Origin of the sequence: Scytonema hofmannii PCC 7110, assembly GCF_000346485.2 — a bacterium.
GTDB lineage: Bacteria > Cyanobacteriota > Cyanobacteriia > Cyanobacteriales > Nostocaceae > Scytonema > Scytonema hofmannii.
The window spans coordinates 10,078,956-10,104,766 of sequence record NZ_KQ976354.1; the positions used below are offsets into that span (position 1 = coordinate 10,078,956).

The 25,811-nt window shown below is 41.2% G+C and carries 27 protein-coding genes and 1 pseudogene; 15 read left to right on the top strand and 13 right to left on the bottom strand.

Translation table 11 applies throughout. The annotated features are described in order from the left end of the window. The first annotated feature begins 86 nt into the window (after window positions 1-86). The 4 genes and pseudogenes from WA1_RS42540 to WA1_RS56105 all read left to right on the top strand — a co-directional run. A complete protein-coding gene (locus tag WA1_RS42540; protein ID WP_017749708.1) occupies window positions 87-842 on the top strand; it encodes a DUF4058 family protein in 756 nt (251 codons plus the stop codon). A gap of 539 nt (window positions 843-1,381) precedes the next feature. Beyond that, on the top strand, window positions 1,382-1,876 hold the full coding sequence (locus tag WA1_RS42545) for a hypothetical protein (RefSeq protein ID WP_017749707.1): 495 nt from the start codon (window positions 1,382-1,384) through the stop codon (window positions 1,874-1,876). A 103-nt stretch (window positions 1,877-1,979) separates the two neighbouring features. Beyond that, the gene (locus tag WA1_RS42550) at window positions 1,980-2,447 is read left to right on the top strand and encodes a putative toxin-antitoxin system toxin component, PIN family (protein WP_017749706.1); all 468 of its coding nucleotides are present in this window, start codon (window positions 1,980-1,982) and stop codon (window positions 2,445-2,447) included. A 363-nt stretch (window positions 2,448-2,810) separates the two neighbouring features. After that, window positions 2,811-2,948 (top strand): annotated as a pseudogene (locus WA1_RS56105) (hypothetical protein); the annotation flags it as partial. Window positions 2,949-3,144: 196 nt separating this feature from the next. Here the strand turns inward: WA1_RS56105 and WA1_RS42555 are convergent. Beyond that, on the bottom strand, window positions 3,145-4,014 hold the full coding sequence (locus tag WA1_RS42555; RefSeq protein ID WP_017749705.1) for an aldose epimerase family protein: 870 nt from the start codon (window positions 4,012-4,014) through the stop codon (window positions 3,145-3,147). A 272-nt stretch (window positions 4,015-4,286) separates the two neighbouring features. Here WA1_RS42555 and WA1_RS57740 point away from each other — a divergent pair, with 272 nt between their 5' ends. Together WA1_RS57740 and WA1_RS42560 are read left to right on the top strand one after the other, a co-directional pair. Continuing rightward, on the top strand, window positions 4,287-4,448 hold the full coding sequence (locus WA1_RS57740; RefSeq protein ID WP_017749704.1) for a hypothetical protein: 162 nt from the start codon (window positions 4,287-4,289) through the stop codon (window positions 4,446-4,448). A 153-nt stretch (window positions 4,449-4,601) separates the two neighbouring features. After that, entirely contained in the window at window positions 4,602-5,045 is a 444-nt protein-coding gene (locus tag WA1_RS42560) for a hypothetical protein (protein WP_017749703.1), read from the top strand. A 224-nt stretch (window positions 5,046-5,269) separates the two neighbouring features. On the opposite strand, the gene WA1_RS42565 is transcribed toward WA1_RS42560, so the two are convergent. Beyond that, complete coding sequence (locus WA1_RS42565; protein ID WP_017749701.1) at window positions 5,270-6,142, bottom strand: shikimate dehydrogenase; 873 nt, start codon at window positions 6,140-6,142, stop codon at window positions 5,270-5,272. A 125-nt stretch (window positions 6,143-6,267) separates the two neighbouring features. Between WA1_RS42565 and WA1_RS42570 the strand changes: the two genes are divergently transcribed. Continuing rightward, window positions 6,268-7,212, top strand: a complete 945-nt coding sequence (locus WA1_RS42570; protein WP_017749700.1) for an alpha/beta fold hydrolase — start codon at window positions 6,268-6,270, stop codon at window positions 7,210-7,212. 510 nt (window positions 7,213-7,722) lie between these two features. Here the strand turns inward: WA1_RS42570 and WA1_RS42575 are convergent. Further along, window positions 7,723-8,271, bottom strand: a complete 549-nt coding sequence (locus tag WA1_RS42575) for a L,D-transpeptidase (protein ID WP_017749698.1) — start codon at window positions 8,269-8,271, stop codon at window positions 7,723-7,725. Window positions 8,272-8,407: 136 nt separating this feature from the next. Then, window positions 8,408-8,989, bottom strand: a complete 582-nt coding sequence (locus WA1_RS42580; RefSeq protein ID WP_017749697.1) for a hypothetical protein — start codon at window positions 8,987-8,989, stop codon at window positions 8,408-8,410. A 325-nt stretch (window positions 8,990-9,314) separates the two neighbouring features. Between WA1_RS42580 and WA1_RS42585 the strand changes: the two genes are divergently transcribed. Next, window positions 9,315-9,914 carry a DUF1802 family protein gene (locus WA1_RS42585; RefSeq protein ID WP_017749696.1) on the top strand — a complete coding sequence of 200 codons (600 nt, stop codon included), beginning with the start codon at window positions 9,315-9,317 and terminating at the stop codon, window positions 9,912-9,914. Between the two features lie 109 nt (window positions 9,915-10,023). Here the strand turns inward: WA1_RS42585 and WA1_RS60890 are convergent, their stop codons facing one another. Then, window positions 10,024-10,596, bottom strand: a complete 573-nt coding sequence (locus WA1_RS60890) for an SH3 domain-containing protein (protein WP_017749695.1) — start codon at window positions 10,594-10,596, stop codon at window positions 10,024-10,026. A 486-nt stretch (window positions 10,597-11,082) separates the two neighbouring features. Between WA1_RS60890 and WA1_RS42595 the strand changes: the two genes are divergently transcribed. Next, window positions 11,083-12,111: a Fic family protein gene (locus tag WA1_RS42595; RefSeq protein WP_272819347.1), complete on the top strand. Its 1,029-nt coding sequence runs from the start codon at window positions 11,083-11,085 to the stop codon at window positions 12,109-12,111. Window positions 12,112-12,286: 175 nt separating this feature from the next. Continuing rightward, window positions 12,287-12,478: a hypothetical protein gene (locus tag WA1_RS42600; RefSeq protein ID WP_017749693.1), complete on the top strand. Its 192-nt coding sequence runs from the start codon at window positions 12,287-12,289 to the stop codon at window positions 12,476-12,478. Between the two features lie 287 nt (window positions 12,479-12,765). Here WA1_RS42600 and WA1_RS42605 read toward each other — a convergent pair whose 3' ends face one another. Next, the gene (locus WA1_RS42605) at window positions 12,766-12,996 is read right to left on the bottom strand and encodes a hypothetical protein (protein WP_017749692.1); all 231 of its coding nucleotides are present in this window, start codon (window positions 12,994-12,996) and stop codon (window positions 12,766-12,768) included. Window positions 12,997-13,032: 36 nt separating this feature from the next. Between WA1_RS42605 and WA1_RS42610 the strand changes: the two genes are divergently transcribed. Then, complete coding sequence (locus tag WA1_RS42610; RefSeq protein WP_017749691.1) at window positions 13,033-13,383, top strand: hypothetical protein; 351 nt, start codon at window positions 13,033-13,035, stop codon at window positions 13,381-13,383. A 149-nt stretch (window positions 13,384-13,532) separates the two neighbouring features. On the opposite strand, the gene WA1_RS42615 is transcribed toward WA1_RS42610, so the two are convergent. The 4 genes from WA1_RS42615 to WA1_RS42630 form a co-directional block, all read right to left on the bottom strand. After that, complete coding sequence (locus tag WA1_RS42615) at window positions 13,533-16,292, bottom strand: zinc-dependent metalloprotease (protein ID WP_017749690.1); 2,760 nt, start codon at window positions 16,290-16,292, stop codon at window positions 13,533-13,535. Between the two features lie 177 nt (window positions 16,293-16,469). Beyond that, a complete protein-coding gene (gene upp / locus WA1_RS42620; RefSeq protein ID WP_026135342.1) occupies window positions 16,470-17,105 on the bottom strand; it encodes a uracil phosphoribosyltransferase in 636 nt (211 codons plus the stop codon). A gap of 81 nt (window positions 17,106-17,186) precedes the next feature. Then, a complete protein-coding gene (locus tag WA1_RS42625) occupies window positions 17,187-18,446 on the bottom strand; it encodes a URC4/urg3 family protein (RefSeq protein ID WP_017749688.1) in 1,260 nt (419 codons plus the stop codon). Between the two features lie 105 nt (window positions 18,447-18,551). Next, on the bottom strand, window positions 18,552-19,811 hold the full coding sequence (locus tag WA1_RS42630) for a GTP cyclohydrolase II (protein ID WP_017749687.1): 1,260 nt from the start codon (window positions 19,809-19,811) through the stop codon (window positions 18,552-18,554). A gap of 344 nt (window positions 19,812-20,155) precedes the next feature. Between WA1_RS42630 and WA1_RS42635 the strand changes: the two genes are divergently transcribed. Beyond that, complete coding sequence (locus tag WA1_RS42635; RefSeq protein WP_017749686.1) at window positions 20,156-20,626, top strand: tetratricopeptide repeat protein; 471 nt, start codon at window positions 20,156-20,158, stop codon at window positions 20,624-20,626. Window positions 20,627-20,975: 349 nt separating this feature from the next. Here WA1_RS42635 and hisC read toward each other — a convergent pair whose 3' ends face one another. Together hisC and WA1_RS42650 are read right to left on the bottom strand one after the other, a co-directional pair. After that, complete coding sequence (hisC, locus tag WA1_RS42640) at window positions 20,976-22,028, bottom strand: histidinol-phosphate transaminase (RefSeq protein WP_026135341.1); 1,053 nt, start codon at window positions 22,026-22,028, stop codon at window positions 20,976-20,978. 501 nt (window positions 22,029-22,529) lie between these two features. Then, window positions 22,530-23,417: a lysophospholipid acyltransferase family protein gene (locus WA1_RS42650; RefSeq protein ID WP_017749683.1), complete on the bottom strand. Its 888-nt coding sequence runs from the start codon at window positions 23,415-23,417 to the stop codon at window positions 22,530-22,532. Between the two features lie 259 nt (window positions 23,418-23,676). On the opposite strand from WA1_RS42650, the gene WA1_RS42655 reads away from it, so the two are divergent. Further along, complete coding sequence (locus tag WA1_RS42655; protein ID WP_017749682.1) at window positions 23,677-23,907, top strand: hypothetical protein; 231 nt, start codon at window positions 23,677-23,679, stop codon at window positions 23,905-23,907. Window positions 23,908-24,097: 190 nt separating this feature from the next. Then, a complete protein-coding gene (locus tag WA1_RS56125) occupies window positions 24,098-24,286 on the top strand; it encodes a hypothetical protein (RefSeq protein ID WP_148662884.1) in 189 nt (62 codons plus the stop codon). A gap of 18 nt (window positions 24,287-24,304) precedes the next feature. Here the strand turns inward: WA1_RS56125 and WA1_RS42660 are convergent, their stop codons facing one another. Beyond that, entirely contained in the window at window positions 24,305-24,514 is a 210-nt protein-coding gene (locus tag WA1_RS42660) for an RNA-binding S4 domain-containing protein (protein WP_017749681.1), read from the bottom strand. Between the two features lie 209 nt (window positions 24,515-24,723). Here WA1_RS42660 and WA1_RS42665 point away from each other — a divergent pair, with 209 nt between their 5' ends. Next, window positions 24,724-25,755, top strand: coding sequence for a diacylglycerol/lipid kinase family protein (locus tag WA1_RS42665; RefSeq protein WP_272819348.1), 1,032 nt, complete (start codon window positions 24,724-24,726; stop codon window positions 25,753-25,755). Window positions 25,756-25,811 lie beyond the last annotated feature (56 nt).

Genomic DNA, 25,811 nt, shown 5'->3' on the forward strand with positions numbered 1-25,811 from the left:
GAGTGGGCGTTGCCCACCTCACAGGATAAGTGGAATTTTAGAGCGGCAAGAGAAGACTAAGATTGTTCATTTAAAATAAGCTAGTGATGAAGCCAACTTTTCCTGGAATGAATCCATACCTTGAAAATCCTGAGTTATGGTCAGAAGTACACTCCTGGATGATTGTTTTGTTGGCGCGATCGCTTAATCCACTATTAACACCAAAGTATAGAGCAGCTGTTGAAAAACGAGTGTATTCAGACTCGCTGCTTGTTGGCATTCCAGATGTCTCTGTTTTTCAAACGAAACTTCCCGCATCTCAACCTATGACAACAGCCAAAACACTCTCGCAACCTCTAAAGGTTAACGTACCAATAATAGAGGAAGTAAGAGAGAGCTACCTCGAAATCCGACAAGTTGGAACAGGAAAAGTGGTAACAGTGATTGAAGTTTTGTCTCCCAAAAATAAGCGTGTTGGAGAAGGACGAGACAAATATAACACTAAGCGTATGTCGGTTTTAGATAGTCGAAGCCACTTGGTAGAAATTGATTTACTAAGAACTGGAAATCCTCAACCAATTTTAGGTCTTGTCCGCTCGGATTACCGGATTCTTGTGAGCCGTTCTGACAATCGCCCAGAAGCAGAACTGTATCCCTTCAATTTGCGCGATCCTATTCCAGTGTTTCAACTACTCCTGCAACCACAAGATGAAGAACCGATTGTCAATCTGTATGAAATATTGCAGGAGGTTTATGAGGAGGCTGCATTGGATCTGGTTATTGACTACTCCCAACAACCCATTCCTCCTGTCACGGAGGAAACCTTTCGGTGGATACAAACACTATTACCTACTAACCAATAACTACATTTCTGACCCTGAAACACACCATAATTCGATGAAATGTTGGGTTTCGTTCCTCAACCCAACCTACACTTGACATTTCTGACCCTGAAACACACTATATTTCGATGAAATGTTGGGTTTCGTTCCTCAACCCAACCTACTTTATAAATCATCTCTTATGTACTCAATCCTGGTATGACTATGTTAACTAACTCATCAACAAATCAGCGGTTCGAGTCGAGGACTGGGAAAAGCGATCGCTCAAGGATTTGCTGAACGTGGCGCAAAGGTAATTATTTCATCAATGGAAAATCCGAGGCTGTTTTTCAAGGAAGAGTGATTTTTGCCTTGGAACAGAAGAACGGGCTTTCACGGTTAAAGCACCACCACACTCTTCAAAAATGGCGAAGGTATTGTCATGTATAATAAGTTGGGTGTTAAGGTATTAGGGGAGGACAAAAATCTACTTTTTGAATTTTTCTGGTTAATTATGAATAATCAAGTTAGTTTAAAAGTATATAGAATAAACAAGTCATTTACAAAGCTAACGCACTCATATGCTTACACTAGAACGAGAAGTTACTCAGATCATCTCAAAACTCCCACAAAAAATAAAACTCGAATTCTATTCAGAGTTTGGGCTAGATAACCGAGATCTCGATGACCAGCGCGTCTATCTTGGGGAACAGCTACCGAAGATAAGTGATGCAATTAGACAGCTCGCAGAAAAAATTGAAAACAACTTGAGTAAATATACACAACCAGAAGAACTGGAAAATTCTCGTTATGCGTCAGATGTGATTAAAGAAATAATCAAAGACATTGAAAAACAACTTTTGAAAAAATCTGATATCCAAGCTAAGCAAGGCGAGAGATACATATTCCTTGAACAAGGATTAAGCAGTTTCAAGCAAGCCTTGGAAAAATTGAGCGATGTATTAGACGACACTATTGAGTTTGTGGAGATCGCTTCCGAGATAGAAGAGTTACGTTCTAAGCCTTTAGATGCAAGCAAAATTCAAGAAGCAGAGGAGATACTATCTCTTCTCTAAGAGTACGAAAAATCACTTAGAGTTATTGACTGAACAAATGAGGTTAAGATAGCATGAAGGCTTATTTACAAGCAGTTAAGAGTTTTTATTTGTGAAAAGCCAGATGTCAGAAAAAATAAAAGCTGTAATTGACACATCTGTTTACATCGCAGCATTTGGCAGTAGAAGCAAAACTAGTGCCCCCGCGAAAGTAATAGACAACTTACGCTCTGGCTATTTCATAGCAGTAATTAGTCCTCAAATTCTTGCAGAACTCATTGAAGTGTGTGAACGACGCGGAAAGTCAAAAGAAGATGTCATAACATTCTTAAAAAGTATAAGTGATAATGTATTTAAAATATTAGGAGATTATAGCGTAAGCACTTTAGACTTTATAGACCCAAAAGATAATATGCTTCTGGCGGCTGCACTTGAGGCAAAAGCAGACTATTTAGTCAGCTTGGATAAGCAACACGTACAACCATTAAAACACTATATGGGTACGCAAATAGTAGATCCAAACCAGTTTATACATGAGATAGACCTTTATAAAAAAGGAGAGAGAAAAGAAATAAAAACTATGTTTTTTTAATAAATTATTATATTAAGTTTACGCTGATTACACAAAGTGTCGTTGGCAGCCTTTCATGCAGGAGTTTGCTTATTGGGCTATCCAACCAGAAGGTGAGATTCAGGTAACTGACATTTTTTTGTCATACTTTTCTGCCAGAATAGTCAACTAAGCACAGAACCTTTGTTGACTCTGTTTGTGGTGCTGTGTCTTACATATCGCGCTTGGGATTATTCGCGATCGCTTTTCTTATCGGTGGTAAGTCTAAGAGTTTTATGACCAAAACCTAGATAACATGAAAACCCTTTCAAATGTAATCTTTTATAAAATTCTTCCCCACTCAACTTGTAACTTTGGTTATTTTCCGGCTTCATACCACCTTATATTGGCTCGGAAATTGAAGAGCCTTTCGGACACGATCCAAATGACCTCCCTTTAAATGCTATTTGTAACACAATGCTTCGCAATATTGAAGAGTTAATCGAACTGGCTCCTAGCAATAATCGTGACTGGCAAGTATAAAGGTACATAAATATAGAATTGACCCCCCTGATAAAAGCTAAGGTGTACACGTTATATATACCCCCCTTAATCCCCCTTTCCAAGGGGGGAAACAGAAAATCTAGTTCCCTCCCCTTTCACTCGTGGAGGGTTAGGGTGGGGTAAAACTTGTGTCTGTGAGCCATTTCAGACTATCGCCAAAGTTGAAAATTCCAAACTAAACGCTTTCAACAGTTATATTTATAACTGTTTCTACTGTTGTATTAGGCTCAGCCTGTAGTAAAGACTCGCCTGTGTTTAGAGAATTCCGGGGGGCGCTCCAAGGTTCTAAACAGTAAAAATCTTTACCTTTGACAGTCCAAAACACTAGAGTTGAATAATTATCGTCGTAGCTAACAGTTAGTTTAAGATTACGACTTTGGTCAGTGACTACAGCAGATTGTTTGGATAGATTAATGAAAGCAAAATCGATTTCATCCTGTTCAAAATCAAACTTTCCTGCAAATTTTTGAACAGTCTTGTCACTCTTAACTTGATATTGATTGGACGGTAAATCGAAAACTAATTGGCTTTTATCAGGTGCAGAAAAGTAAGGATGAATACCCGTTGCAAAAGGCATAGGTTCTTGAGACAGATTGGTGTGGCGGTATCGCAATTCTAAGTTATTGCCTCGGAGTGTATAAATAAAATTTAGCTCAAAGTCGAAAGGATAAACTGCACGGGTTTCTTCATTACTTTTAAGATTGACAGTTAGGCTAGCGCCGTTGGAATCTGATTGTTCGCTAACTTCCCAAGCAAGATTGCGAGCAAAGCCATGCTGTTTGAGTTGATATGTTTTTCCGTTGAGGGTATAAGTGTCATCAACTAAGTTACCACAGATGGGGAAAAGGAGTGGAATGCCACCTCGCACAGATAGAGTGGGATCGGCAAACCGCTCGGTATCCATGTAAAAAATGTCTTGTTCCTCAATCTGCCAGGTAGTAATAATACCTCCCCGTTCTGGAACAACGGTGACTTTGCTCCTAGTACTTTCATCTGAGAGAATGTAAGTTTTGTATTGCTGCTGTTCCAAGAAGATCGCGCACATAAATTGTTTACCAAAAACGCCTGATATCAAGGTCTCACAAAACGGTCTCAAAGTTTTGTGCTTCTTAAACAACTCATGCTGGCGCTCAAAGGGTTGCGAGCGCCTTAAGAGCTTGGAAATAGAAATTAGAGTACGCTACCCATTGTTTCGGGTGCGGAGTGCGGTAGTGAAAGAATTCCCTGGTTGAAGACCGTACTGTTACTTTCTTGTTACTTTTATTTGGTAATCTGAACATAAGTCTGAGTTACACATCAGATTGGAGGTCTTAACAAATGAATTTCGATCCTACACCCAGCATCGTCCTAACTGCTTTAGTTGCGTTGCTAATTCCTTTTGAGGTAGGAGCACAAAAAGCGCACTATGACGACAATGAGTTCAATGCCTTTAGTATTACTCATGCCAACGGTGAAACTATTCAAATTCATGACGCTTAGAGACTGCCAAAAAATAAACTACTCTAAGTAAGTTTCGAACACTATCGGACAAAAAATTGAGATAACGAAAAAATTTTGCTTATCAGGGTGTTTCATAAAACCAATGTCTAGTCCTTCTACAAGCATAGAAGGAGTAAATACGGTGAATATTTTATGAAATACAGTCAATTAAAAGTCATCAAAACTCTAGAACAACCCGCAAGAATAGTAGGGATTGTAGGGATTTTAGGGATTTTAGGGTTCATGGTTGGACAAATATGTCTCCTAACAGGAGCCACTGAAAGAATCGCTATTGAAATGGAAAAAACGCTAAAACCCCATGAACGTTTACTTAGAAAAGCTATCGGAGTTGGCGGAGTTTCAATAGTGTCAGGAATAATTTTTATTGGAAATTCTCGAAAACCTCGTCAGGAAAAGGCAGAGTCAGAAATATATAGCTCTTCAGTTTTTACGAATGCGATCGCAACTCCAAGAGCTTGTGAAGGATGTAAGCACTACCATGGTACTGTCTATAATGGCGTACCTTTTGTTTGTGCCATGTATCCTTATGGTGTAGAAAAGGATGTATGTCCAGATTGGGAAAAAAACAACAGTTAAAAAAAATTTATTAGTTCAATAGAAAAATTTAGCTCTGGACTCCGCGCATCATATCATACTAGTGCCGCTTCGCGTTCGTTAAAAGTCAAAAGTCAAAATCCAGTCCTTCACGTACCCGTGAAGTTGCATCATAACTGGCAGTATCGAAGTAAACATGAGCATGAAAACCAATGATTTTGCTAGAATCTTCTGTCATTATCTTATTCTCAACTAATGCTCTACTTTTAATCCTGAAAACCAAGTTGTCGAAATAAAGATTGGCGCATTACATCTACAGGAACAGATTCAGGCTGTAACCAGATTTTTAATGCAGCTGCACCTTGTTGGACTAACATCTCTAATCCATCAATGGTTGTGATACCTGCTTGTTGCGCTTGTTGCAGAAATTTGGTCGGTTTGGGCTTGTATATTAAATCGTATGCGATCGCATCCTCTGGTAGATGCATCATTTCTTCTGTATCAAGTGGCGATTCTTCTGCCTTAGGATACATTCCAATAGGGGTTGTATTCACCAGTAAGTTTGCTTGTGGAAGAAGCTTCGATAAGGAACTCCATTCACTGACTTGTAGATTTACAGCAATTGGAGAATTGCTCCAACTGTTACGGAATTCATTTAACTTCTGAGCATTGCGACCAACCACATAAATTTCAGCACAACCTAGTTTGGCACAACCTGCGACCACTGCTCTTGCTGCACCACCATTGCCTAAAACAACTGCTACTGTCTGATGCCAATCTCGGTTATATGTTGTTTCTAAAGGAGCAAGAAACCCTTCTACATCAGTGTTGGTTCCTATCCATTTGTGATCTTTACGACTTACAGTGTTAACTGCTCCCACTGCTTCGGCAATTGATGAAATTTCTGATAGCAGAGGTAATATAGTCTCTTTATGTGGAATAGTCGCGTTAAAGCCAACAACTCCAATGGAAGCAAAGGCTTGAAGAGCTACTTTTAAATTGTGCGGTTCTACCGGAAAGGGTATGTAGACATAATCTAATTCCATATGGGCAATAGCTGCATTTTGCATTACCGGAGATAGTGAATGCTCTATGGGATGCCCAATTATTCCAAGTAGCTTGGTTTTGCCTGTAATCATTGGGTTGGTTAGTGGTTAGTGGTCATTAGTCATTATTCTCTGATAAGGACTAATGACAAAGCACAAACAACCTAAAAGATTCTATTAAAATTAATAAAGTTACATAAAATAACATTTTTCTCATTATGCAGGTAACAACAGCCCCCTCTTCCACTCCAATACCCGGACAATTTTGGCGATGGAGAGGACACAACATTTACTACGTAAAAGCAGGAGAAAAGCACCCTCAACGTCCTGCTATACTCCTGGTACATGGATTTGGTGCGTCTACAGACCATTGGCGTAAAAACATAACGGGGCTGTGTGACGATTTTGAAGTTTTTGCAATAGACCTTTTAGGGTTTGGACGTTCAGCTAAACCTAAACTGGTGTATAGTGGCAATCTCTGGCGCGACCAACTCCATGACTTTATAACTGAAATCATTGGTCAAAAAGCAGTGTTGGCGGGAAATTCCCTTGGTGGTTACGCAAGTTTGTGTGTAGCAGCTCAGTGTCCCGATGCAGCAGCAGGTTTGGTATTACTCAATAGTGCTGGTCCATTTAGCGAAAATCAACCTTCACCGGAACCAGAAGCGTTACAAACTCAAATTGAACCTCCTAAAGTCAACGAACAATTGCAAAAACTGCTAGGTGAAGTTGTTAAGTGGTTCTTTCAACAACCTTTAGCTCAGTTTTTTTTGTTCCAGTACATCAAACAAAAATGGGTTATTCGTCAGATCTTGGAGAAAGTTTATCTTGATAAAACTGCAATTACAGACCAATTAGTCGAAGAAATTTATCGTCCTGCTTGCGATACAGGTGCTTTTGATGTGTTTTTATCTGTATTCAGTACCCCTCAAGGAGAAAAAGTTGATGTGCTGTTAAAACAGTTAACTTGTCCTCTCTTAATGCTATGGGGAGAAGCAGATCCTTGGGTTCATGCAAGAGAACGTTCTAAAAAGTTTCGACAATATTACCCCGAACTGACAGAACATTTTCTAAATGCCGGTCATTGTCCTCATGACGAAGTACCAAGTCAAGTCAATTCCTTGTTGCGTGATTGGGTTTTGTGTAATCCTGTAGCTACATAAAAACGCGATAACCTGGTCAAAGGGACCAGGTTTCTAAAACTTGCAACTAATCAAATTGTTTTTTTAGATATTCAACAACTAGGGTGGACAGAACGTTCAACAAACTCAGCATTTCTTCGTTTTTCCGCTTTGGGATTTGGCGTCGCCTGTTGCTTTTGGCGGTTGCCACTTAGCATCATCAGTATGCTGATAATTTGCTTGGGCTTATGACCGGAGACACCTTGTCAATTGCCCGCTTCATTTATGTTTCCTTTTGGTGTCTTATCTATTAAGATATCACCCTATTTTGACTCCGCAAGCATTTGTTAAGCGAAGTTTACAAGTTGTTGAATTTCGCAAAATTACCAGTCCCACATAACTGGATTTTTATCCAAAGGATCGGTCACAATACGTCCTATGGTATCAATTTCTTGCAATTCTTGAGCACTATCTGTCGCAAACATTTTTTGATTTGGTATTACTTAAATTTTAGATATATTTTATACTAAATTACAGTAAAATAACCGTAATTTAGCGTTCAACGGTCACAGGTGTTCCAACTTTCACCAACTTGAATAATTCCTCAACATCTTGGTTGTACATCCGAATACAACCATGTGAAGCCGCAGTACCCACGGACTCAGGATTTGGAGTTCCGTGAAAGCCGACCCAATCTTTACCGTTTGTCCAAAATCCAATCCAGTAGTTACCGAGAGGATTTTTTGCATCTCCTCCTGGAATAGCTTTACCCGTCTTAGGATGAATCCAAGTTGGATTAACCAACATATCACGAACTCGGAAACTACCAACAGGAGTTTCCCAACCTCGCCGCCCTACAGCAATTGGGTAACTTTTCATTAAATTTTTTCCTTGATAAATTGAGACTTGACGTTGGCGAAGACTTATTTTTAAGTGAAGAGGCAAAGTTATTAAATTATTGATTTGAGTATCAATTGGTTTAGTGACCGAGTTTTGTAATGAATCTTGACTCTCATCCTCAGCAGCTAGTGCAACTTGAGAACTTGAGTATACACAAACTACACAAAGTAAGAAAAATATATTGAATAATTGCTTGAACATTTGAGCAAAGAAAAAAGGATCAAGGATAAAGGATGAAAAATTTTATCGTTTATTCTTCACAAGATTCCCAACTTCTTTAAGAAGTCGGGAATCTAACTAACTTAGGGTGAGATAGGTTGTTCAATACCTAAAGAAATTACCAAAGTGCTCTTACACCACCATTAGTATTTTGTCCTTCTGTTGAATTACTGTTATCGATATTTTGCTGTGTTCCAGAGGGAGTGTTGTATTGAGAGTTTTGTCTATCAGTATTGCTACCGCCTTGATAGCGTTGGTCTTGGTTAATGGTGTTATTGCGATATTCCGATGTTCCAGTATCGCTACCGCCTTGATAGCGTTGGTCTTGATTAGTGGTGTTATTGCGATATTCTGATGTTCCAGTATCGCTACCGCTTTGAGGACGTTGGTTTTGGTTAGTAGTGTTATTGCGATACTCTGATGTTCCAGTATCGCTACCGCTTTGAGGGCGTTGGTTGTTAATGTTTCTGTTGTTTAAATTTTCACCTTGTCGCATCCGCTCCATTGTATTACCACCTGTAGGTTCAGGTACTTGGCTTTGACTATATAATGTATCTACAGGAGCTTCACTCACTTTGACGCTACGAGAGCTAGAATTAGATATTGCAAAAGCTGGTAGACTCAGTAAAAAGCTAGCACCAATAATGCCTACAGTACTAGTTAATACTTGGAAGAATTTTTTTTCGTTGTTTTCGTTCATTGGAGTCTCCTTACATACATAAAAAACTTTCAGCAAATCTTTGGTACTGAATCTGAAACAAATTCTCGGAATACATTAAACTGAAGTTTTTAGAAACTTCAGTGAAAAGTTTTGCATTGAGATATTGATATTTACTTTTATAAGTTAACTCTGTGACTTAACAAACTCGTCTATCTAAAGCATGGTCTAATGTTCTACTAAAATATGAGACTGAATAAAAAACTTTCTATGAATTTGAGTAAAATACTTCTAACTAATTGCAGATGCTATTTCATCAGGTTATGCTTTATCTATGCATTAAATTCAGCGTTAAATGTAGTTGTATATGCAAGACTTGACTCTCACTTATAATGCACTTAAAGAATGGGCTATTGCTATCAATGCCTTGGAAAGCGGTAAAACAATTATGCTTCTACGGAAAGGGGGTATCCACGAACAAGGTGGGCGTTTTCAAGTAACCCACGAGCAAATTTTGCTCTACCCCACTTACGAGCATCAACAGTCTTTCTTATTAAAACCGGACTATGCCAATTTGGTTGTTCCTGTTACATCAGGTTGGCATCCAGAAACAGTACGTATTGGCAGTTGGGCTGAAATTACCGATATCTTTCAAGTCAGTGATGAATCAATTGTAAAAGCTTTAGAAGCATTCCATATTTGGAGCGAGTCTTTTATTAGCGATCGCCTCAAATGGAAACACCATCAGCCGTTGTATGTTCTCCTCTTAAGGACTTACAAACTACCCCAAGAGCGGGAAATTCCATACCGCAAGGAATATGGGGGTTGTAAATCATGGATCGATTTGGTGGAAGCCATATCGCGACAAGGAGCAGAACCCGTTTTATCTGACCTTAACTATAACGAGATCGTGGGGAAAATTAGGAATATTACCAGTAACAAATTTTATACATCACAAGGGAGTTAGGAAATTTCTTGTGGTGCGGGCGTCCCCTTCAGCACTTATACAGGACGGGCGGGGACGCCCGTCCCACATTCCAGGGGTAATTTATTTCCTAAAAAACCTGATCAAGTGTCTAGTCAAGGTAATCAGCATGCACCCAACCGCGACTACCAACAAGCTTGACCCAGTCCCCAGAAGAATAGCTCACCCTAACATACTGTCCATGACGTATGCTGCCGATTCTTTCATAATTAGACCCCGGACCAGAACGGATAACTACTCCAACAGGTGCATTCACCCGTACCGTGTAAACACGATCGCGACGACCGCCAATGCTAAGGTAGTCAGAATGAACCCAACCGGGACCACCAACAAGCTTTGTCCAGCTCCCAGAGGAATAGCTAACTCTGATGTAATGTCCGTGAGGAACACTACCGATTCTTTCATAATCAGAACCCGGACCGGAACGGATAACCACTCCAATAGGTGCAGTCACCTGCACTGTGCGAACAGGAGCACGACGGCCACCAGTACCTCTAGAATGGTGGCTAGGATAGCCATCGTTATATTCATGACCCGCTTGAGCTGGAGCCATACCAGCTGCAAATGCTGAGCTTAATGTTGTTACAAACAGTATGCCAACGACTGCTGCACTTTTTTTAAGAGAAGATACGCCAAATTTAAAATTTTGGTTACGAGTTTCCATTGTGATTTGTCTCCTTTATTGTGAGTTTGAGAATAATGATGAGAATAGTGATTTGTTTTTGTTGAATAGCTGTATTTGCATCAACTATCCTGTCGTTTTAATCTCGGTTTCTACTATCGATTACTTATGGAGGATACAAAGTAAGTCGGTAAAATTCCGGAAAAGTTTCTTGATTTTTTTTCTACTGGTAGGTAATACCAATTTCTTAAACTTTTCAGCAGATTTAACTCCTACCTTTTGAAAAAGGTAAGTTAAGGAATCATTTGTAGCCCCGTCTGATATTTGGTACTATTCTCTCAAGCACAGAAAGTAGCCTTAATGTATCATCAAGATTGTTTACTTTGGGACGGTGAAATAGAGTTTATGGTTCCGCAATCATAAAGCCTTTATAGGTGGGCAAACAGGATGCCACCATCAATACCGCCTGTATCAGTTCCAGTCTAAGATGATATGAACCGGGCAAGTTTGGACTCTGAGGACTCGACGTTGAACAAGCGATATTTTACGACTGTAAATTCAGTATCATCTTCAAGCGCGTCTCCTACCGCATTGACTGAAATTGCTGGTCAATGCTACGATAGCTTTATTCAAATGCTGACTCAACATCGCCTTCCTGATGTGGCACAAGAGATTCAAAATCGATTATCACTTTTGCCAAATATGACCCTTGCAGATAAATTTCAGCAGGTGAATCGACTCAAAGCTTGGTTGGATAGCTTTCGTCCACTCCCGACAACAGTGGTTGCAGAACTCAAGAAACTCTACGATGTGCGCTTCACCTATAACTCAAACGCAATTGAAGGCAACACTTTGACGCAAAGTGAAACGGCTTTGGTGCTAGAAACCGGAATCACAATTGGTGGGAAAACACTACGCGAACATTTAGAAGTCATTGGGCATAAAGATGCGATCGACTATATAGAACAACTTGCCCAAAACTCAACTCTTATTGGAGAATGGCAAATCAAACAGATTCATAACTTGATTCTGCGAGCAATTTCTCCTGAAGAAGCGGGGCGCTATCGTCAACTTGATGTCAAAGCGGCTGGAACTGAGTATGTTTATCCACCAAACTATTTACTCAGTGATTTAATGAGTGAGTTTGTCACTTGGTTGAATTCGTCAGAAACTACAGATCGGCACCCAATAGAATTTGCAGCAGAAGCTCATTTGCGATTTGTTTCGATTCATCCATTTCGGGATGGGAATGGACGCACGGGAAGATTATTGATGAATTTGCTGTTATTAAGAGCTGGCTATCCAATCGTGGTAATTTCCAATCAAGTGCGTAAAGCTTATATTGATGCGGTTGTGGAGAGTCAACAACAGAACAACCCTTCCCCGTTCTTGGCATTGCTTCTGGATGCGGCTCAACAATCGTTGATTGAAATGCTGCACATCTTATCAACTGCTCGGGAAAGCCGGGGACGAGGCTTACCATTTTACGAAGAGATGTTAGCGTTTTTAAGCGAACGTCGCGAAATTACATCTACCCACTCATCGCCCGATCCTTAAATTACAGCAGTTTTCAAATAAATGAACCACACTATGCTCTTGTGGTACGGGCGTCCCCGCCCGCATTCAAGAAATTTCCTGACTTTTTCATACCTTTACGTAAACCCACTAGCCCAGTAGGTAGGTAACAATGATGAACATAAATTATTCTTAAAAATAACGGAGAGAAAGTTTTATGTCTATCTGGCTATTAGTAGCACTGGTTTCTTACCTTGCGGGAGTCTGGATTCACTGGACTGCACTCAAGCAGCAGTTTCAGGAACTCGACGAATACACTAATTTTCCCATAGTATGGGTTGCAAAAGCCGTCTTAACAACTGGTTGTTTTTTGGAAGCTTTAGCTTGGCCTTTCACTCTAGTCACATGACAGTCACAGCCACTAAGGTGTTGAAAGAACCCGCATTCACTGCAGTATCTACTATGTCTGCCATATCGGAACTAAACTCCATAGGTAACTTCATTAAGTAGTGTAAACGAAATTGGTTATTATTTGATCTTAATGTTGCTGCTTTTATGTCTTCTTTTTTAAGGGATGTTCAAGAAATAAATTATCCGGTGATTGTGGTAATGGCGTCCTCGCCTGTTCTATATCAATGGCGGGTTGTGAGCACCGCACCACAAGAGAAAGTTGAATATTTTTTGATTTGGAAATCCCTAAAGAGATAACATGAATCTGGTGTAGCGATCGCTTCGGCGCAAGCCGAAAGAGCGCTTATCGCAAACGTACTGTTCCCACATAGCATCTTCATCTTCCCAATCATCAGCAATATTGGGGATTTTCTGATGTCTTGCGATAAGCCGGGTACGGCTTGCGCTTCGCGATCGGATATAATTTAAGGAGCTTGCAAATGGAAGTGATTGCAGCCAGTGATAGAAAATACTCATAGGATTTCTTTATCAAACGTGTAAGGGTTACAAATAATGAAAGTTCTAAAAAGAGCCATCAAGCCAGAAACCTATATATCATTCCTCTACATCTACCCAACGACTTGGGGGACTGCTGGTGATATCTGTTTAATTCGTGAATCTGTAGCTAATTCAAGTACATCGAAGTTTGTAGGTCACAAAATCCAACTAGCACTTCCATTCGGGATGGAGCGCCATCGCTTGGCTGGCTTTCCGGTGATCAAAGTTGCAGGTCATGTCGGCGACGGACATCCTAAAGATCGCCAGTCAGAATGGGAGGCTTATGAAGGTGTAGATAAAGAAACAGTGATTGCGGCTTTGAAACCTTGGGACTTCAAGTTAATTGAGTCTGATGTGGCAATCTGATCGAAAACTCCACCCACGGATCGGAGTTTCCCGCCGACTTTCTACTGTCCGTTCGCTCCTGCACGATCTAAGTGTTCAAATTCATGAGGACAGAATTGGTGTTTCAGACTTGAACAAAATTGCGATCGCGCCGAAAACTAAGGCAACGTCTAATAAGACAGCAATCTTGCATTTAGCGCTTTATAAATGCGATCGCAAGTTTCCTCTAAATGAGCCAAGGTGTAAATATCAAGCTTTTCACCTTGTTGCTTTAAACCAGCGTCAACAGCTTTTTGCAGTTGACGCAATTTATACCAAGCGATTGTACGACCATCTTCAGGGACATCAGCAGTTCGCAATACCATTGCCAGCAATACATTGAGATGTTCTCGTTGTAAGGAACGGCGAATGCTAGAAATGGGTTTCGCTTCCCGTTCATTTAACACTTCTGTCCAAATGCTATTTTGCAGAATATCGAACAGTTCCGGTATAGTCAACACTTGCCCAGGCGGAGTTTTCAATTCGATATCCCGTAACCGATTCAGACGTTCGCCATCTAAGAGCGATCGCAAGACTCCACTTTGAAAATGCAAAATCCTTTCGTGAATTGGATAATCAAGACGCGAGACAGGGATGGGGTGTCCCCAGTGTTGCCACCGTGATGGCGCAAGCTGATTGAGGAGTTGCGGTGAGAAGTTGAAAGCATCCCCTGCAAATACATATTTTTGTAATTTTGTCAATACTTGACGCTGTTTTTCCAAAGTAACTGGTACAAACGTCCATTGAATATTATTATCACTTGCATGGTGACGCCTAAAAGATTGTCCACCAATGTATTGAGTTAGCAAAGTAGCATTTCGGAAATAGTACTTGAGTACCTTATTAAACAATACGCGCAAGTCACTGTAACTCTCTCCTTGTAACGGGTAACGCCGATCCAAACGCTGCAACATCACACGAGCATTATCCATTTGCCATTGAGAATAAAGCAATACATCATTACTCATGTCCCAGACATTTGCCAGAGGATTGATATCCCAAATATCTTCATCAGTTGCATAAGATAATTCTGGTTGAGGCGACGCCACAGCAATTTGCTCCAAAAAAGCTTTTTCAGCAAAAGGAGTGATTGCTTCAGAAGTGAAATCTAGGTATTTTTTGTAACCATATTCAATTGCCCATTCATCATAAGGACCAATAACTGCCGGAAAATAATCACCTTGTTCTGTTCCTTGAGGTGCTATGTTTACGGGCAGGTAATCCATCACCGAACCAACCAAACCTTTAGTATGAGTCACTTCAGTGTTATTTAATTCTTGAGGAGATAACATTGTGCTGCCGTGAAAGTTGTGGCGCAAACCAAGAGTGTGACCAACCTCATGAGCAATGAGCGAACGTACATATTGATGCACGTAGTTTTGCATTTGGTCGTTACTCGGAACTGTATTTTGTACAAGTGACAGTGCTAGCGCCCCCATAGATGCTTGAAAAGAAGACTCCATTCCGTAGCAGAAGTCATCCAAACCTTTAGTAATGTTGTGTTGAGAAGGGTGTTGCATCTTTGCGAAATGATTTTGGCGCGGTTTGTGGCAAGCAAAATCTTCAGGTTGAGAAATATAACCATCAACAAGCGATGAATTTGCTGCCATCAAGGCACGATATTCTTGCTGAATTGAACGTACCATACTTGCATCGACAATGATATCTGCGTCCAATATTTCGCCAGTAAATGGATTAACGCGCGCTGGTCCTCTAGCAAAACCTGCATCTAAGGAATTAAACCAGCGAATGGTGTTGTAGCGTACATCAGCAGGATGCCACTCAGCATCATCCGGCATTTGCCGTACTTCAAGAGCATCTTGGAATCCAGCTTTTGAAAAAGCTTTGTTCCACATTAAAATGCCTTCGGCGATAGAATCGCGATACTCCAAAGGCACTGCATTTTCAATCCAAAACACAATTGGCTTTTTCGGTGGCGAGATTTGAGCGCTACTGTCGGATGGCTCAAGATACCAACGGTTGATGTAACGTACAAACGGCTCTTTCCCTTGATTTTTAGAGAAATCTTGGAAAGCCGTGATAAAGTACCCAACTCTATCATCAGCGAGTCTGGGAACATAGCCATTATTTTCAGGTAATTGCGAAAAACTATAATGCACTTTCAAAGTCAGTGCTCTACTATCAGGTACGGTAACTAAATATGCTCCTTCTGGCGATGAAAAACCATAAATAGAATCAATCTCTACGTTCTCAGGAAAGCTATTAATATTGCCAAAATAAGACCTGTTTTCTTCCAAATGGTAATCTGCTTGCAAAGAATATTTCAGTAAAGAAGTTAAGCCAGGAAAATCCTGCATGAGGAGGTCATTTAGACTAACAAGAATATTTTTACTGTATGGGTCGATACAAACTATTTGAAGCGCGGAAAGAACTGAATCGCTAAAAGAACGAGCAAGCGATCGCAGTTCTGGTTTATTTGATTGTGTACGGAATTTAACATTCCGAATAACAAAATGTAAATTGTTGTTTATGTGACGGAAGTAAAAGAGAAAATCCTGTAAAGGCAACCCACTGTAAATACCACTTTCTCCAATGCCTGATTCCAGTGTGACTATACCTAAGAAGTTTTTATCTAGCTGTTCCGCTTTAATTTCCAAGTATGTTCGATTGGACTCTAGATGGCGATACAGCGTAAAGAGACCCTCTATCTTTTCTGCGTTCTTAATTATCTCGCGATATTGTCGAAAATCTTCCCTTTTGACCTCTTTCAACGTATTGTCAGTATTAGCAAAGTTCTCAAAACTTGGTATTGTATTCAATTGCTGTACATAAACACCAGAAAGTTGGTTAGCCCCTGCATAGTTCCCCCCTAACAATAGGCTGCATAATAACAAGATACAGATTCCCGTTCTTTTGATCCAGTCTCTCATCCTTTCGCTTCCCCTAACACAGCAGCCTTCGTGTCTTGCAGCTGCTTAAATATTATATAGAGTAGCTGTTTTTATTGATTTCAGGTAGTCGTAATTTTACTAGAATTGCTAATTGCTAATGGTTAATGGAGTTTGAACAATTAGCAATTAGCAATTAGCAATTAGCAATTAGCCCTGTTACTTCGTACCAAATAACCTATCTCCCGCATCTCCCAAGCCCGGTATGATGTACCCGTGCTCATCCAGATATTCATCTACAGCTACAGTATAAATAGGTACATCTGGATGAAACGCAGTAAAATGTTCCAGACCTTCCGGTGCAGCAAGTATGCAAATAAACTTAATAGACAATGGATTAGTTGATTTCAGGCGTTCAACAGCTGCCACTGCTGTATTGCCAGTAGCAAGCATCGGATCGACGATCAACACATCTCGCTTATCCACATCTTGAGGAACCTTGAAATAGTACTCAATAGGAACTAAGGTCTTGGGGTCACGATACAACCCGATATGCCCCACTCTTGCAGTAGGCATCAGTTCTAACATTCCATCTAAAATTCCCTGACCTGCCCGTTGGATAGAAACAATCACCAGTTTTTTTTCCGGCGCAAGGACTGGTGCATTCATTGGTCCTAGAGGTGTTTTAATGAATTCGTCCTTTAACGGAAAATCGCGAGTGACTTCATAAGCTAACAACAGGCTAATTTCTTTCAGAAGGGATCGAAATTTTGCCGTACTCGTTTCAGCTTTACGCATTAACGTAAGTTTGTGCTGGATTAATGGATGATTAATTATTGTGACTTGATTGTGCATATTAGGGAGTGGGGAGTGGGGAATGGGGAATGGGCATTGGTCACTGGTCACTGGTCACTGGTCACTGGTCACTGGTCACTGTTAAAATACCGTGCCATCACTTTCTATTTGGATAGGAGGAGTAGCACCCTTCCGGAGTTCGGCAGCGATTCTTCGCCCTGCTGTCCAAGTTCCACCTTGCAAAATTTTCACTAATGGCAATTCTTCAGCATTCATGCCCAACTTTTCGCGAATCGTGGCAGCAATGCAGTCTAAAAGTATCACAGTCAGAGCACGCCATTCTACGATCGCTTCCGAAGAAACTGGGTAAGGTTTGAGCAAAATATCTTGGTTTTTAACGTTTATCAGCCCTAAGTCAAGGAATAAACCTCCATTGCGATATTCTGCTAATCCAGTGAGGGCATCTAAGCCAGTTATTTCTAAACCCAGTTCCTCTAAAGGTTCTAACAAGGAATAGGTTAACCATTGGGACAGTTTGTGAAATGGCACTAAACCATCATCAACGACATCTGGGTGAAACCAGACATCCCCCAAATTGATTCCAGCAACTTCTATTCGTCCAGACCAAATATCACTCAATCCTTCCAGAACTGCACCCAATACTGTTGCCGCTTCTAACTGATTATTACAAGATTTTGTCATTAAATATCTTACCAGATTACCCGGACGGGGACTTTGTTCTCCAAAAATATTGGGTGAAGAGACAAGGGAACGACCTAATTTTTGCAATAACTTCAAACGCCCAGTAATTCCCACTAGGGGATTTTCTGCACTAACACCAAACCCTTGTGCTAATTCCCCTTCAGTTAATGTCTGCAACCTATCGGCATTCACTTGTAAAGGCGTTGTGTGACGACAGCGAACAAAAGTTCCCGTACAAAACATTTGAAAACTAGCAACTGCTAACCCTTCAGAACGCTGAAAACGCAGTTGAGTTTCCGGCTCATTATAATACCAACTTTCTCCGGCTCCTGCATCCAGTAAAACACTGATAATAACCAAATCAAACTTAGCAATAGCTTTGTCTAAAGGCGTTAGCCCTGCTAACCTCTCATCCAAAATTGACAGACGAGGTACGCCCCCAGTTTCAAAATGTCGCCAACGGCTGTGAAAAGGAATTCCTAAATCCGGATATTCCTCCCGCATGACCCCAATCGTATAATCAGCCACCCGTTCCAATTGAGACAAATCGCAATTGAAGTAACGCGAATTACCTTCAATAGCCAGTTTGTATAACTGTCCGCAACGTTCTCGAATAGCAGTAGGCGATCGCAAATAAGCAGCCAACGCCCTCTCATCTTTCCTCTGTGACCTCAGCGTCTCTGCGGTTCTTTTCTCCATTTTTCCCTTCCTACCCGATACACCCTAAATGATGGGGAGTGGGGAGTAGGGAGTGGGGAGTGGGGAATTCTTAATCCCTACTCTCTACTCCCTATTCCCTAGTCCCTAGCTTTCCAAAGAACGCCCTTGAACAGATGCCAAAGTATCTGCATCCAATACCTCAGATGTGGTATAGTATCCAGCCGCTTTTTTAGCTTCTATTTCTACTCGCGCATCTTGAGGAATCAGTTCTTCTGGAATTGGAACTCTTTCCACCACCTCAATTCCTGACTGAGTGATAGCGTCGTATTTCATATTACTCATTGACACCAAGCGGTCAATACGAGTCACACCCAACCAGTGCAAAACATCCGTCATCAGTTCTTGAAACCGCATATCCTGAACACCTGCCACACATTCAGTCCGGCTAAAGTAGGCATCAGCGCGATCGCCTCCTTCTTGACGCTTGCGAGCATTATATACCAAGAATTTCGTCACTTCTCCCAAAGCACGTCCTTCCTTGCGACAGTAAACAATAATACCAGCACCACCTTCTTGCGCTGTTTGTATGCAGACTTCTATTCCGTGTACCAAATAAGGACGACAGGTACAAATATCTGAACCAAACACATCAGAACCATTGCATTCGTCATGTACTCTAACTGATAAGGGTTTACTGGGGTCATTGATAGCTGCTACATCCCCTACAATATATACAGTAACACCTCCAATCGGTGGTAAAAAGACCTCAAGATCGGAACGCGTCACCAATTCTGGGAACATACCCCCAGTTTGTTCAAACAAAGCGCGTCGCAATTCTCCCTCTGAAATGTGGAAGCGCTTGGCAATTCCCGGTAAATACCAAACTGGCTCAATTGCTGCTTTAGTCACAACTAAATCGCCATTGGATTTCATAATCTTGCCATCGGCTTGCAAGCGCCCATTAACCACTGCTTCTTGTAGTTCAGGTATGTTGATGTGAGCTTTAGTGATAGCAATTGTTGGACGTATATCATATCCCTGTTCGTAGTATGATGCAAAAGCATCACCAACATTTGCCCCAAATGGGTCAAGAGACACAATCTTATCTGGATTAAACCAGCTTGGATGCGGTCCAATGTGCTCCACAGGAGATGTGTTAGTGAGATCTGCCCTGTGATCTGATTGAAGAGCTCCGCTTGCCACTGCTAATGCCCTGTACACCGCATAACTACCAGAATGGGTACCAATGACGTTACGGCGTGCTTGCTGAGTTAGCGTAGCTACCACCGGACCCCGTTGCATGGGATCGACTTCTCCCCACTTGATAGGAATTGGTTTGGGACCAAAGCGACTGGGATGCGAAGTGAGAACAATATGCCTGTAGATGCTGTTTTGCTTTGGCATAGTCGTTAGTTTTCGTGTTTTTGCAATCGATTCTTAGACATCAACGATTGATCGACAACTAGCAACACATTCTCATTAGGAAAATGTGAGATACTATTGACCAATCGCTAATAACTCTAAAGATGGAGTCCGCCATTATATCGTATTGGAGACTACAGAAAAGCATGAAGGATAAAAGATAAAGGGGGAAAAACGGCTATTCTCTGTATAATTTCGTAGAATCATACGAATTTCTTGAGAGAAATATTATTTTACACTTTATCCTTCACGTGACTTCAAGGGTGACTAATTAGATAATAATGTGCGAAATTTGATCCAAAACTACTATCACTGACCGCGAATTCATGGATTCTTTATTTATCAATTACCTACTTGAAGACTTAAAAAATTCCGATGAGACAGTCCGCGACGAGGCTACCAAAAAACTGTGGCGGATTTGGTTTCAGCAAAAGGGAATTCACGGGCTAGAAGTCATCGAACGCAGCCAACAGTTAGTGGATGCAGGAGAAATGACTCAAGCTGAAGCAATTCTTACAGAACTCATTCACGACCAACCAGATTTTGCAGAAGCTTGGAATCGCCGTGGTTTTCTTTACTATATCAACGGTCAGTACCAAAAATCTCTAGCAGACTGTCAGATGGTTGTTCATCTCAACCCCGTGCATTTTGGCGCACTTCATGGTATGGGCTTGTGTTACGCGGCATTGGGACAGTATTCTGAAGCTATTAGAGCATTTCGCCTTGCTTTGGAAATCCAGCCCTATTCCCAAGTCAATCAAAAATTGATTTTAGAATGTACGCTTCGATTGAGCTAGTGAATTAGGGCATAGGGCATATAATTTATGCCCGTTGCTCATTTATTATAATCGTTTAAAGTTAGTTGGCCACACTTGCCGTGCGCCAAACAGTTTAATAGACCACATGGAGTGGGGTGGGCGTCAAGGCCCGCCCTCTCCAGAACAAACGGGCGAGGACGCCCGTCCCACAAGAGCTAGGTCTCACAAGAGCTAGGTCCCACAAGAGCTAGGTCTCACAAGAGCTAGGTCTCACAAGAGCTAGGTCCCACAAGAGCTAGGTCTCACAAGAGCTAGATCCCACAAGAGCTAGGTCTCACAAGAGCTAGGTTTATTAAGGTTGTGCAAGTTAAATAATTATTAGCTGACTCTATTGAATAAGAGAAATCAGCGTTTCTACGAGGACTTGATTTTGCTCATCAGTACCAATAGTGATACGTAATTTATCATCCAATCTTGGCTGTTTGAAATAACGCACCAAAATCTCGCGTTCCTTTAACCTTTGAGACAGTTCCTCTGCATTTCCTTCTCTTGGTTGTACTAGTAAGAAATTTGTTTGAGAATTCCAAACACGAAAGCCCAATTGTTTCAACTCAATTGCTAGCTTTTTTCGTGATGCTTTAATCTTTTCTATACAAGCATTTTTATAAGCTTGGTCATTCATTGCCGCCGCTCCAACTGCTATTGCGATCGCATCAACGTTATAGCTATCCTTCACCTTATACAATGCACTGAGCAACTTAGGGTGTGCGATCGCAAATCCCAACCGCACACCTGCCAATGAGTAACCCTTGGAAAGCGTTCGGAGTGAGATAACATTCTCAAATTCTTGAGTCAAATCTAATGCATTTCCTTCAGCAAAATCTACATAGGCTTCATCAATCGCTAAAATCCCTGATAGATGAGTTGCAAGCTTCCGGAGATCTTCTATAGGAACCATATGCCCTGAAGGGCTATTAGGAGATGCAATAAATGTTACCGAACCATTTACGGCAATCAGTTCCTCCAGGGGTAAACGGTAGTCTTCACTGTAGGGAATTTCAACACTTTCTGCAGCTTGCATTTGGGTCAGTGTACTGTATAGCACATACGTTGGTACTGGATAGACTACCTTCCTTCCCGGTTCTGCACAAGCTCGCATCACAACGCTCAACAGTTCATCACTTCCATTTCCAGTAATAATCCAATCAACTGGAACTCCTAAAGCTTGACTTGCTGCTTGTCGAAACTCTTGTGCAAATGCATTTGGATATCGTCGCAATGACTCCCCATCAAAGTTCCGCAGTACTTCCATAACTGTAGGAGAGGGAGGATACGGGTTCTCATTGCTGTTGAGTTTAATAATCTTGGCACTGGGTTGGATCTGCTCGCTAGGCGTATAAGCAGGCATTAGGTCGATATTAGAACGGAAATAGTTCGCCATTTCCCAGCTTTGTAGTAGTTGTTAGGAGAATATTCTTAATCTTAAATCCTTCATGTGTTAATCTAGCACAAGAAAACACAAGCGTGTCAAGGGGGTGATTAATGAGACAGAAAAATACATAATGGGGTATCATGGCACACAAAAACACAAATGTCCGGAGATACCCAAAAAAAACTACGAATCAACTTGTATTTCAATAAGCAGCCTTGACCGCCAAGAATTTCGCCACGAGATTCGGCAGATTTGGCAGTACTTGCGCGACAGGAATGGTGGCAGTAGTCCACCTCAGTAATGATTGCTCCTCAGTAGCATCGAGGTGTATAGTATCTCTTTACAACGAGGCTTGCACAGATAGCCTAGAGAAAATTTTTTCTAAGGTTTTCAAGCAAAAAAAGGGTTTTGGGAAAGAGAGGATGATGCCAACTGATGCAAGTGCATCAAAAATACTCGATTTGTTACCTTTCCAGACCGTAGGGTAAGAAACGGTGAAAGACTCTGTCCCTAGCACAGCATTTGGTTGAGAAAATGACGGAACAACTTTACACCTTCTGGCTCCTCATAGTTTTGTGGCAAGAGGGCGATTAATGCATGCTCCAATGCTTCTAAAGCTGTGCTCACTTCCTCTCGTGTTGGTCGGTTTGATTGGGGAAAGCACAAAGGTTCGCCGAATCTTATAGTTAACTCTTTTCCCAAATAGAGGTTTTTTGTTCCAATCAGCCCAACTGGTGCTATTGGCACTCCTGCTTTCAATGCATAAATGACAGCCCCTTGTCTTAGCGGCAAGTCCAATTTCCCCTCATTTTTTCCCAATCGTCCTTCAGCAAACAAGAGGATACCATTATTCTGAGCAAAAATTGTCTGAATCGTAGTGTTAATTTGTCGCAGTACTTGAATCGAATTCCCAGTCGGAACATCTTGTTCGATCGCTTGAGCTAGATCGTGCAAATCTTCCCTTCCTGCTTTAGCGCCTTCGAGCACTGCCATCTCTTCTTTCCACCGACGTTCCACAGGAATGACACCACCTGCAAAATTTAAAATTTTGCGCTTCCACCATTTATTGTAGAGTGTCCGTGCGTCACCAAAAATGTAATAGTAAGGTGATGGTGGAATTTGAGACAACAATAGAAAAGGGTCGATGTGATTGAGGTGATTGGAAGCAAGCACTGCAGCACCATGAGGAAGGTGTTCCAAATTTTCAACGTTAACTTTAAAAAGCGTTTGAATGAAAGCCCGCAAGACAAAACGACGAGTAGCGCCACTTGCTCTAGATTCAGATACGCCTTCACTAAGAGCTGTCATTCGCTGAAGCGCTTCTTGAATCGCATCACGAACCGCCCGATCGCGAGACATTGCAAGTCCTTCTCTGGCTCTTTGGATTGTTTCAAACATCAGGGGCGGCAAGTCGTTAATAATACCCAATATTTAAAGATGTTATTCAGTTTGTTCTAACCATTTTGTAGTAAGCGTTTAATAGGTTTCAGACTATCTGAGCGTTGCTAACCCGCACTGGTTAAAGGTACTTTTATTCTATATCAATACATCTCAAAAGTCTAGAAAGGTTCTGTCTCTTGCTAGAGGGAACAACACTTGTCTAAGGCTTAACTTGTCTAAGTAAGTGAGTTTATGTCAGTTCAGCCAGGAGGTAAAAATGTCTCAGGAGCCACGTAAGCCCATCAATTTATCAGTCCATGAAAGCTCTGACCCAAGTGTAATCGATCCTTCAGTGGATAAAAAAGAGTCAGCAAATATCAATGACTTGAATGATTCCGTGCATGATGACGAAAACGTAGATGTTCCCATTCCAGGACTATCTGAGGACACCAGTAACTCCAATCCAGTAGATCGTCAACTTGGGATTATCAGTCGAACTCCAGGCTAAACCAATGAATAGTTATCAGTGACCAGTACTGATTTAAACATTAAATTAAGTAAGTGTAATAACTGCTAATTGATAACTACCAGCCACTAACTATGTAAGGGTGCAAAGTCTTGCGCCTTTGCCGTATTTTTATGCCAAAATATCAACTGAGTGTGTCAAGCCTTGAATCTAAAATATACTACCAAGGGCAATGATGAGACAACTTAAAGCGCCAATATATTTTTATTGTGACCCAAGAGAAGGAGTTCCAGAAGGCAACAAGTTACAGCATTGTCTGATTTGCTATAGCCCTGTCCCGACGGTGATCGCTTTTCTAAAAACAATTGGCTATCGAGATTTGGAAATAGGAGTACCACAAGCTATGAATAAGGCATTTTGAGATTGCTCTACTGATGCTCTAGGAATTATTTAAGTCTACTTTCAGTGTTTGGCTTCCAACCGTCACTTCATCACCCGATACTAATTGTCGTCCCCGTCGGGTTTCAACTGAACCATTTACTTTGACATCACCCGCCTGAACCATGAGTTTGGCTTGCCCTCCAGTGGATGCTATACCCATCAACTTTAAAAACTGGTCTAGTTTAATTGTACCGTCACTTTTATCCATAATGCATTGGGCGGGTTTAAGACGCAAAAAATACTCTTTGTGTCAAGAGTATTTCTTAAGATTATACATGATTAACAGACGAGTCAAAAAAGCAGTAACCGAATACAGGCAAAGTGTCATAGAACTCTAGAGTTATTTCTCTGAAGATTCCTCCAGTATCGGCTAGAATCATCTAACAGGTCATCTCACAGTACGCTGGAGTTGGGCAAATGAAACACGCACGTCTAATTATGAATCCGGTGTCTGGGACCGATGAACCTAATCCCCTGAAACTACCAGATATTTTTGCCGCACTAGAAGCAGAAGGCATTCGGGCTGACTTAGCATTTACCAAACCTGATGAATCTCCGGCGGTAATTGCCCAACGAGTTGTTGAAGAAGGTTACTACGATATGGTCATCGTAGGGGGCGGTGATGGTACAGTCAGCGAAGTTGCAAAAGGATTGCTTCATGCCCCAATTCCACTGGGAATTTTACCAATTGGTACTTATAATAATATTGCTCGAACCCTGAATTTACCAATGGATATTTTCCAAGCCTGTCAAGTTTTGGGTCGGGGGCAAATTAAGAGCATTGATGTTGGAAAAGCCAATGACGAGCACTTCTTTTTAGAAGCAGCTGGAGTAGGGCTAGATGCAACTTTATTTCCGCTTGGCGAAGAAATTAAAGGGGGAAGATGGGGACGAATGCTTCAAGCTTTTCGCTTAGCTATGGGTTATCAACCGCAATCTTTAAAGATTGAGTTAGATCGTCCCATTGCCCAAGCTAGAACTCACCCATTGCCAAGTCCAAGATTTTTAAGACGAAAAATAGCAAGTCGCAACGAATTTCAGACTAAAGCTTTATTGGTTGTGATTGCAAATACACCTTATTATGGTGCTGCATTTATGGTCGCACCAAATGCGATCGTCGATGACGGTTTGCTAACAGTCACCATTTACCGTCAATTTAGTAAGTGGGAACTAGTGCGCCATTTTTGGTCAATCAGTCGGGGACAGTACAACTACAACCCCAAAATTGAAACTTACCAAGTTGCATCGGTTCGTCTCTCCTCAAACGCCAAATTACCCGTTCATACCGATGGACATCAAATTGGTGAAGTCCCAGTGACCTTGAAAGTACTCAAGCAAGCATTAAAAGTGGTTCTTCCAGACGTTGACACGCCAACTTATCAATCTCAAGATGATGCTAATCCGCCTATCGTGCTTCCTGTTGAGTCAGAGAAAGAGGTGGATGATTAGATTTTGGATTTTAGATTTTGGATTTTGGATTTTGGATAGGAAAACATTAGGGTGGA

Excerpts from the sequence above, each read along its gene's own strand:
- WA1_RS56125 (WP_148662884.1), top strand. The coding sequence starts at position 24,098 with ATGATGAGACAACTTAAAGCGCCAATATATTTTTATTGTGACCCAAGA.
- upp (WP_026135342.1), bottom strand. The coding sequence starts at position 17,105 with ATGCACAATCAAGTCACAATAATTAATCATCCATTAATCCAGCACAAA.
- WA1_RS42655 (WP_017749682.1), top strand. The coding sequence starts at position 23,677 with ATGTCTCAGGAGCCACGTAAGCCCATCAATTTATCAGTCCATGAAAGC.
- WA1_RS42600 (WP_017749693.1), top strand. The coding sequence starts at position 12,287 with ATGTCTATCTGGCTATTAGTAGCACTGGTTTCTTACCTTGCGGGAGTC.
- WA1_RS42550 (WP_017749706.1), top strand. The coding sequence starts at position 1,980 with ATGTCAGAAAAAATAAAAGCTGTAATTGACACATCTGTTTACATCGCA.
- WA1_RS42605 (WP_017749692.1), bottom strand. The coding sequence starts at position 12,996 with ATGAGTATTTTCTATCACTGGCTGCAATCACTTCCATTTGCAAGCTCC.
- WA1_RS42665 (WP_272819348.1), top strand. The coding sequence starts at position 24,724 with ATGAAACACGCACGTCTAATTATGAATCCGGTGTCTGGGACCGATGAA.
- WA1_RS42575 (WP_017749698.1), bottom strand. The coding sequence starts at position 8,271 with ATGTTCAAGCAATTATTCAATATATTTTTCTTACTTTGTGTAGTTTGT.
- WA1_RS42540 (WP_017749708.1), top strand. The coding sequence starts at position 87 with ATGAAGCCAACTTTTCCTGGAATGAATCCATACCTTGAAAATCCTGAG.
- WA1_RS42555 (WP_017749705.1), bottom strand. The coding sequence starts at position 4,014 with ATGTGCGCGATCTTCTTGGAACAGCAGCAATACAAAACTTACATTCTC.
- WA1_RS57740 (WP_017749704.1), top strand. The coding sequence starts at position 4,287 with ATGAATTTCGATCCTACACCCAGCATCGTCCTAACTGCTTTAGTTGCG.
- WA1_RS42560 (WP_017749703.1), top strand. The coding sequence starts at position 4,602 with ATGAAATACAGTCAATTAAAAGTCATCAAAACTCTAGAACAACCCGCA.
- hisC (WP_026135341.1), bottom strand. The coding sequence starts at position 22,028 with ATGGCGAACTATTTCCGTTCTAATATCGACCTAATGCCTGCTTATACG.
- WA1_RS42650 (WP_017749683.1), bottom strand. The coding sequence starts at position 23,417 with ATGTTTGAAACAATCCAAAGAGCCAGAGAAGGACTTGCAATGTCTCGC.
- WA1_RS42630 (WP_017749687.1), bottom strand. The coding sequence starts at position 19,811 with ATGCCAAAGCAAAACAGCATCTACAGGCATATTGTTCTCACTTCGCAT.
- WA1_RS42565 (WP_017749701.1), bottom strand. The coding sequence starts at position 6,142 with ATGATTACAGGCAAAACCAAGCTACTTGGAATAATTGGGCATCCCATA.
- WA1_RS60890 (WP_017749695.1), bottom strand. The coding sequence starts at position 10,596 with ATGGAAACTCGTAACCAAAATTTTAAATTTGGCGTATCTTCTCTTAAA.
- WA1_RS42580 (WP_017749697.1), bottom strand. The coding sequence starts at position 8,989 with ATGAACGAAAACAACGAAAAAAAATTCTTCCAAGTATTAACTAGTACT.
- WA1_RS42615 (WP_017749690.1), bottom strand. The coding sequence starts at position 16,292 with ATGAGAGACTGGATCAAAAGAACGGGAATCTGTATCTTGTTATTATGC.
- WA1_RS42545 (WP_017749707.1), top strand. The coding sequence starts at position 1,382 with ATGCTTACACTAGAACGAGAAGTTACTCAGATCATCTCAAAACTCCCA.
- WA1_RS42635 (WP_017749686.1), top strand. The coding sequence starts at position 20,156 with ATGGATTCTTTATTTATCAATTACCTACTTGAAGACTTAAAAAATTCC.
- WA1_RS42610 (WP_017749691.1), top strand. The coding sequence starts at position 13,033 with ATGAAAGTTCTAAAAAGAGCCATCAAGCCAGAAACCTATATATCATTC.
- WA1_RS42585 (WP_017749696.1), top strand. The coding sequence starts at position 9,315 with ATGCAAGACTTGACTCTCACTTATAATGCACTTAAAGAATGGGCTATT.
- WA1_RS42625 (WP_017749688.1), bottom strand. The coding sequence starts at position 18,446 with ATGGAGAAAAGAACCGCAGAGACGCTGAGGTCACAGAGGAAAGATGAG.
- WA1_RS42660 (WP_017749681.1), bottom strand. The coding sequence starts at position 24,514 with ATGGATAAAAGTGACGGTACAATTAAACTAGACCAGTTTTTAAAGTTG.
- WA1_RS42570 (WP_017749700.1), top strand. The coding sequence starts at position 6,268 with ATGCAGGTAACAACAGCCCCCTCTTCCACTCCAATACCCGGACAATTT.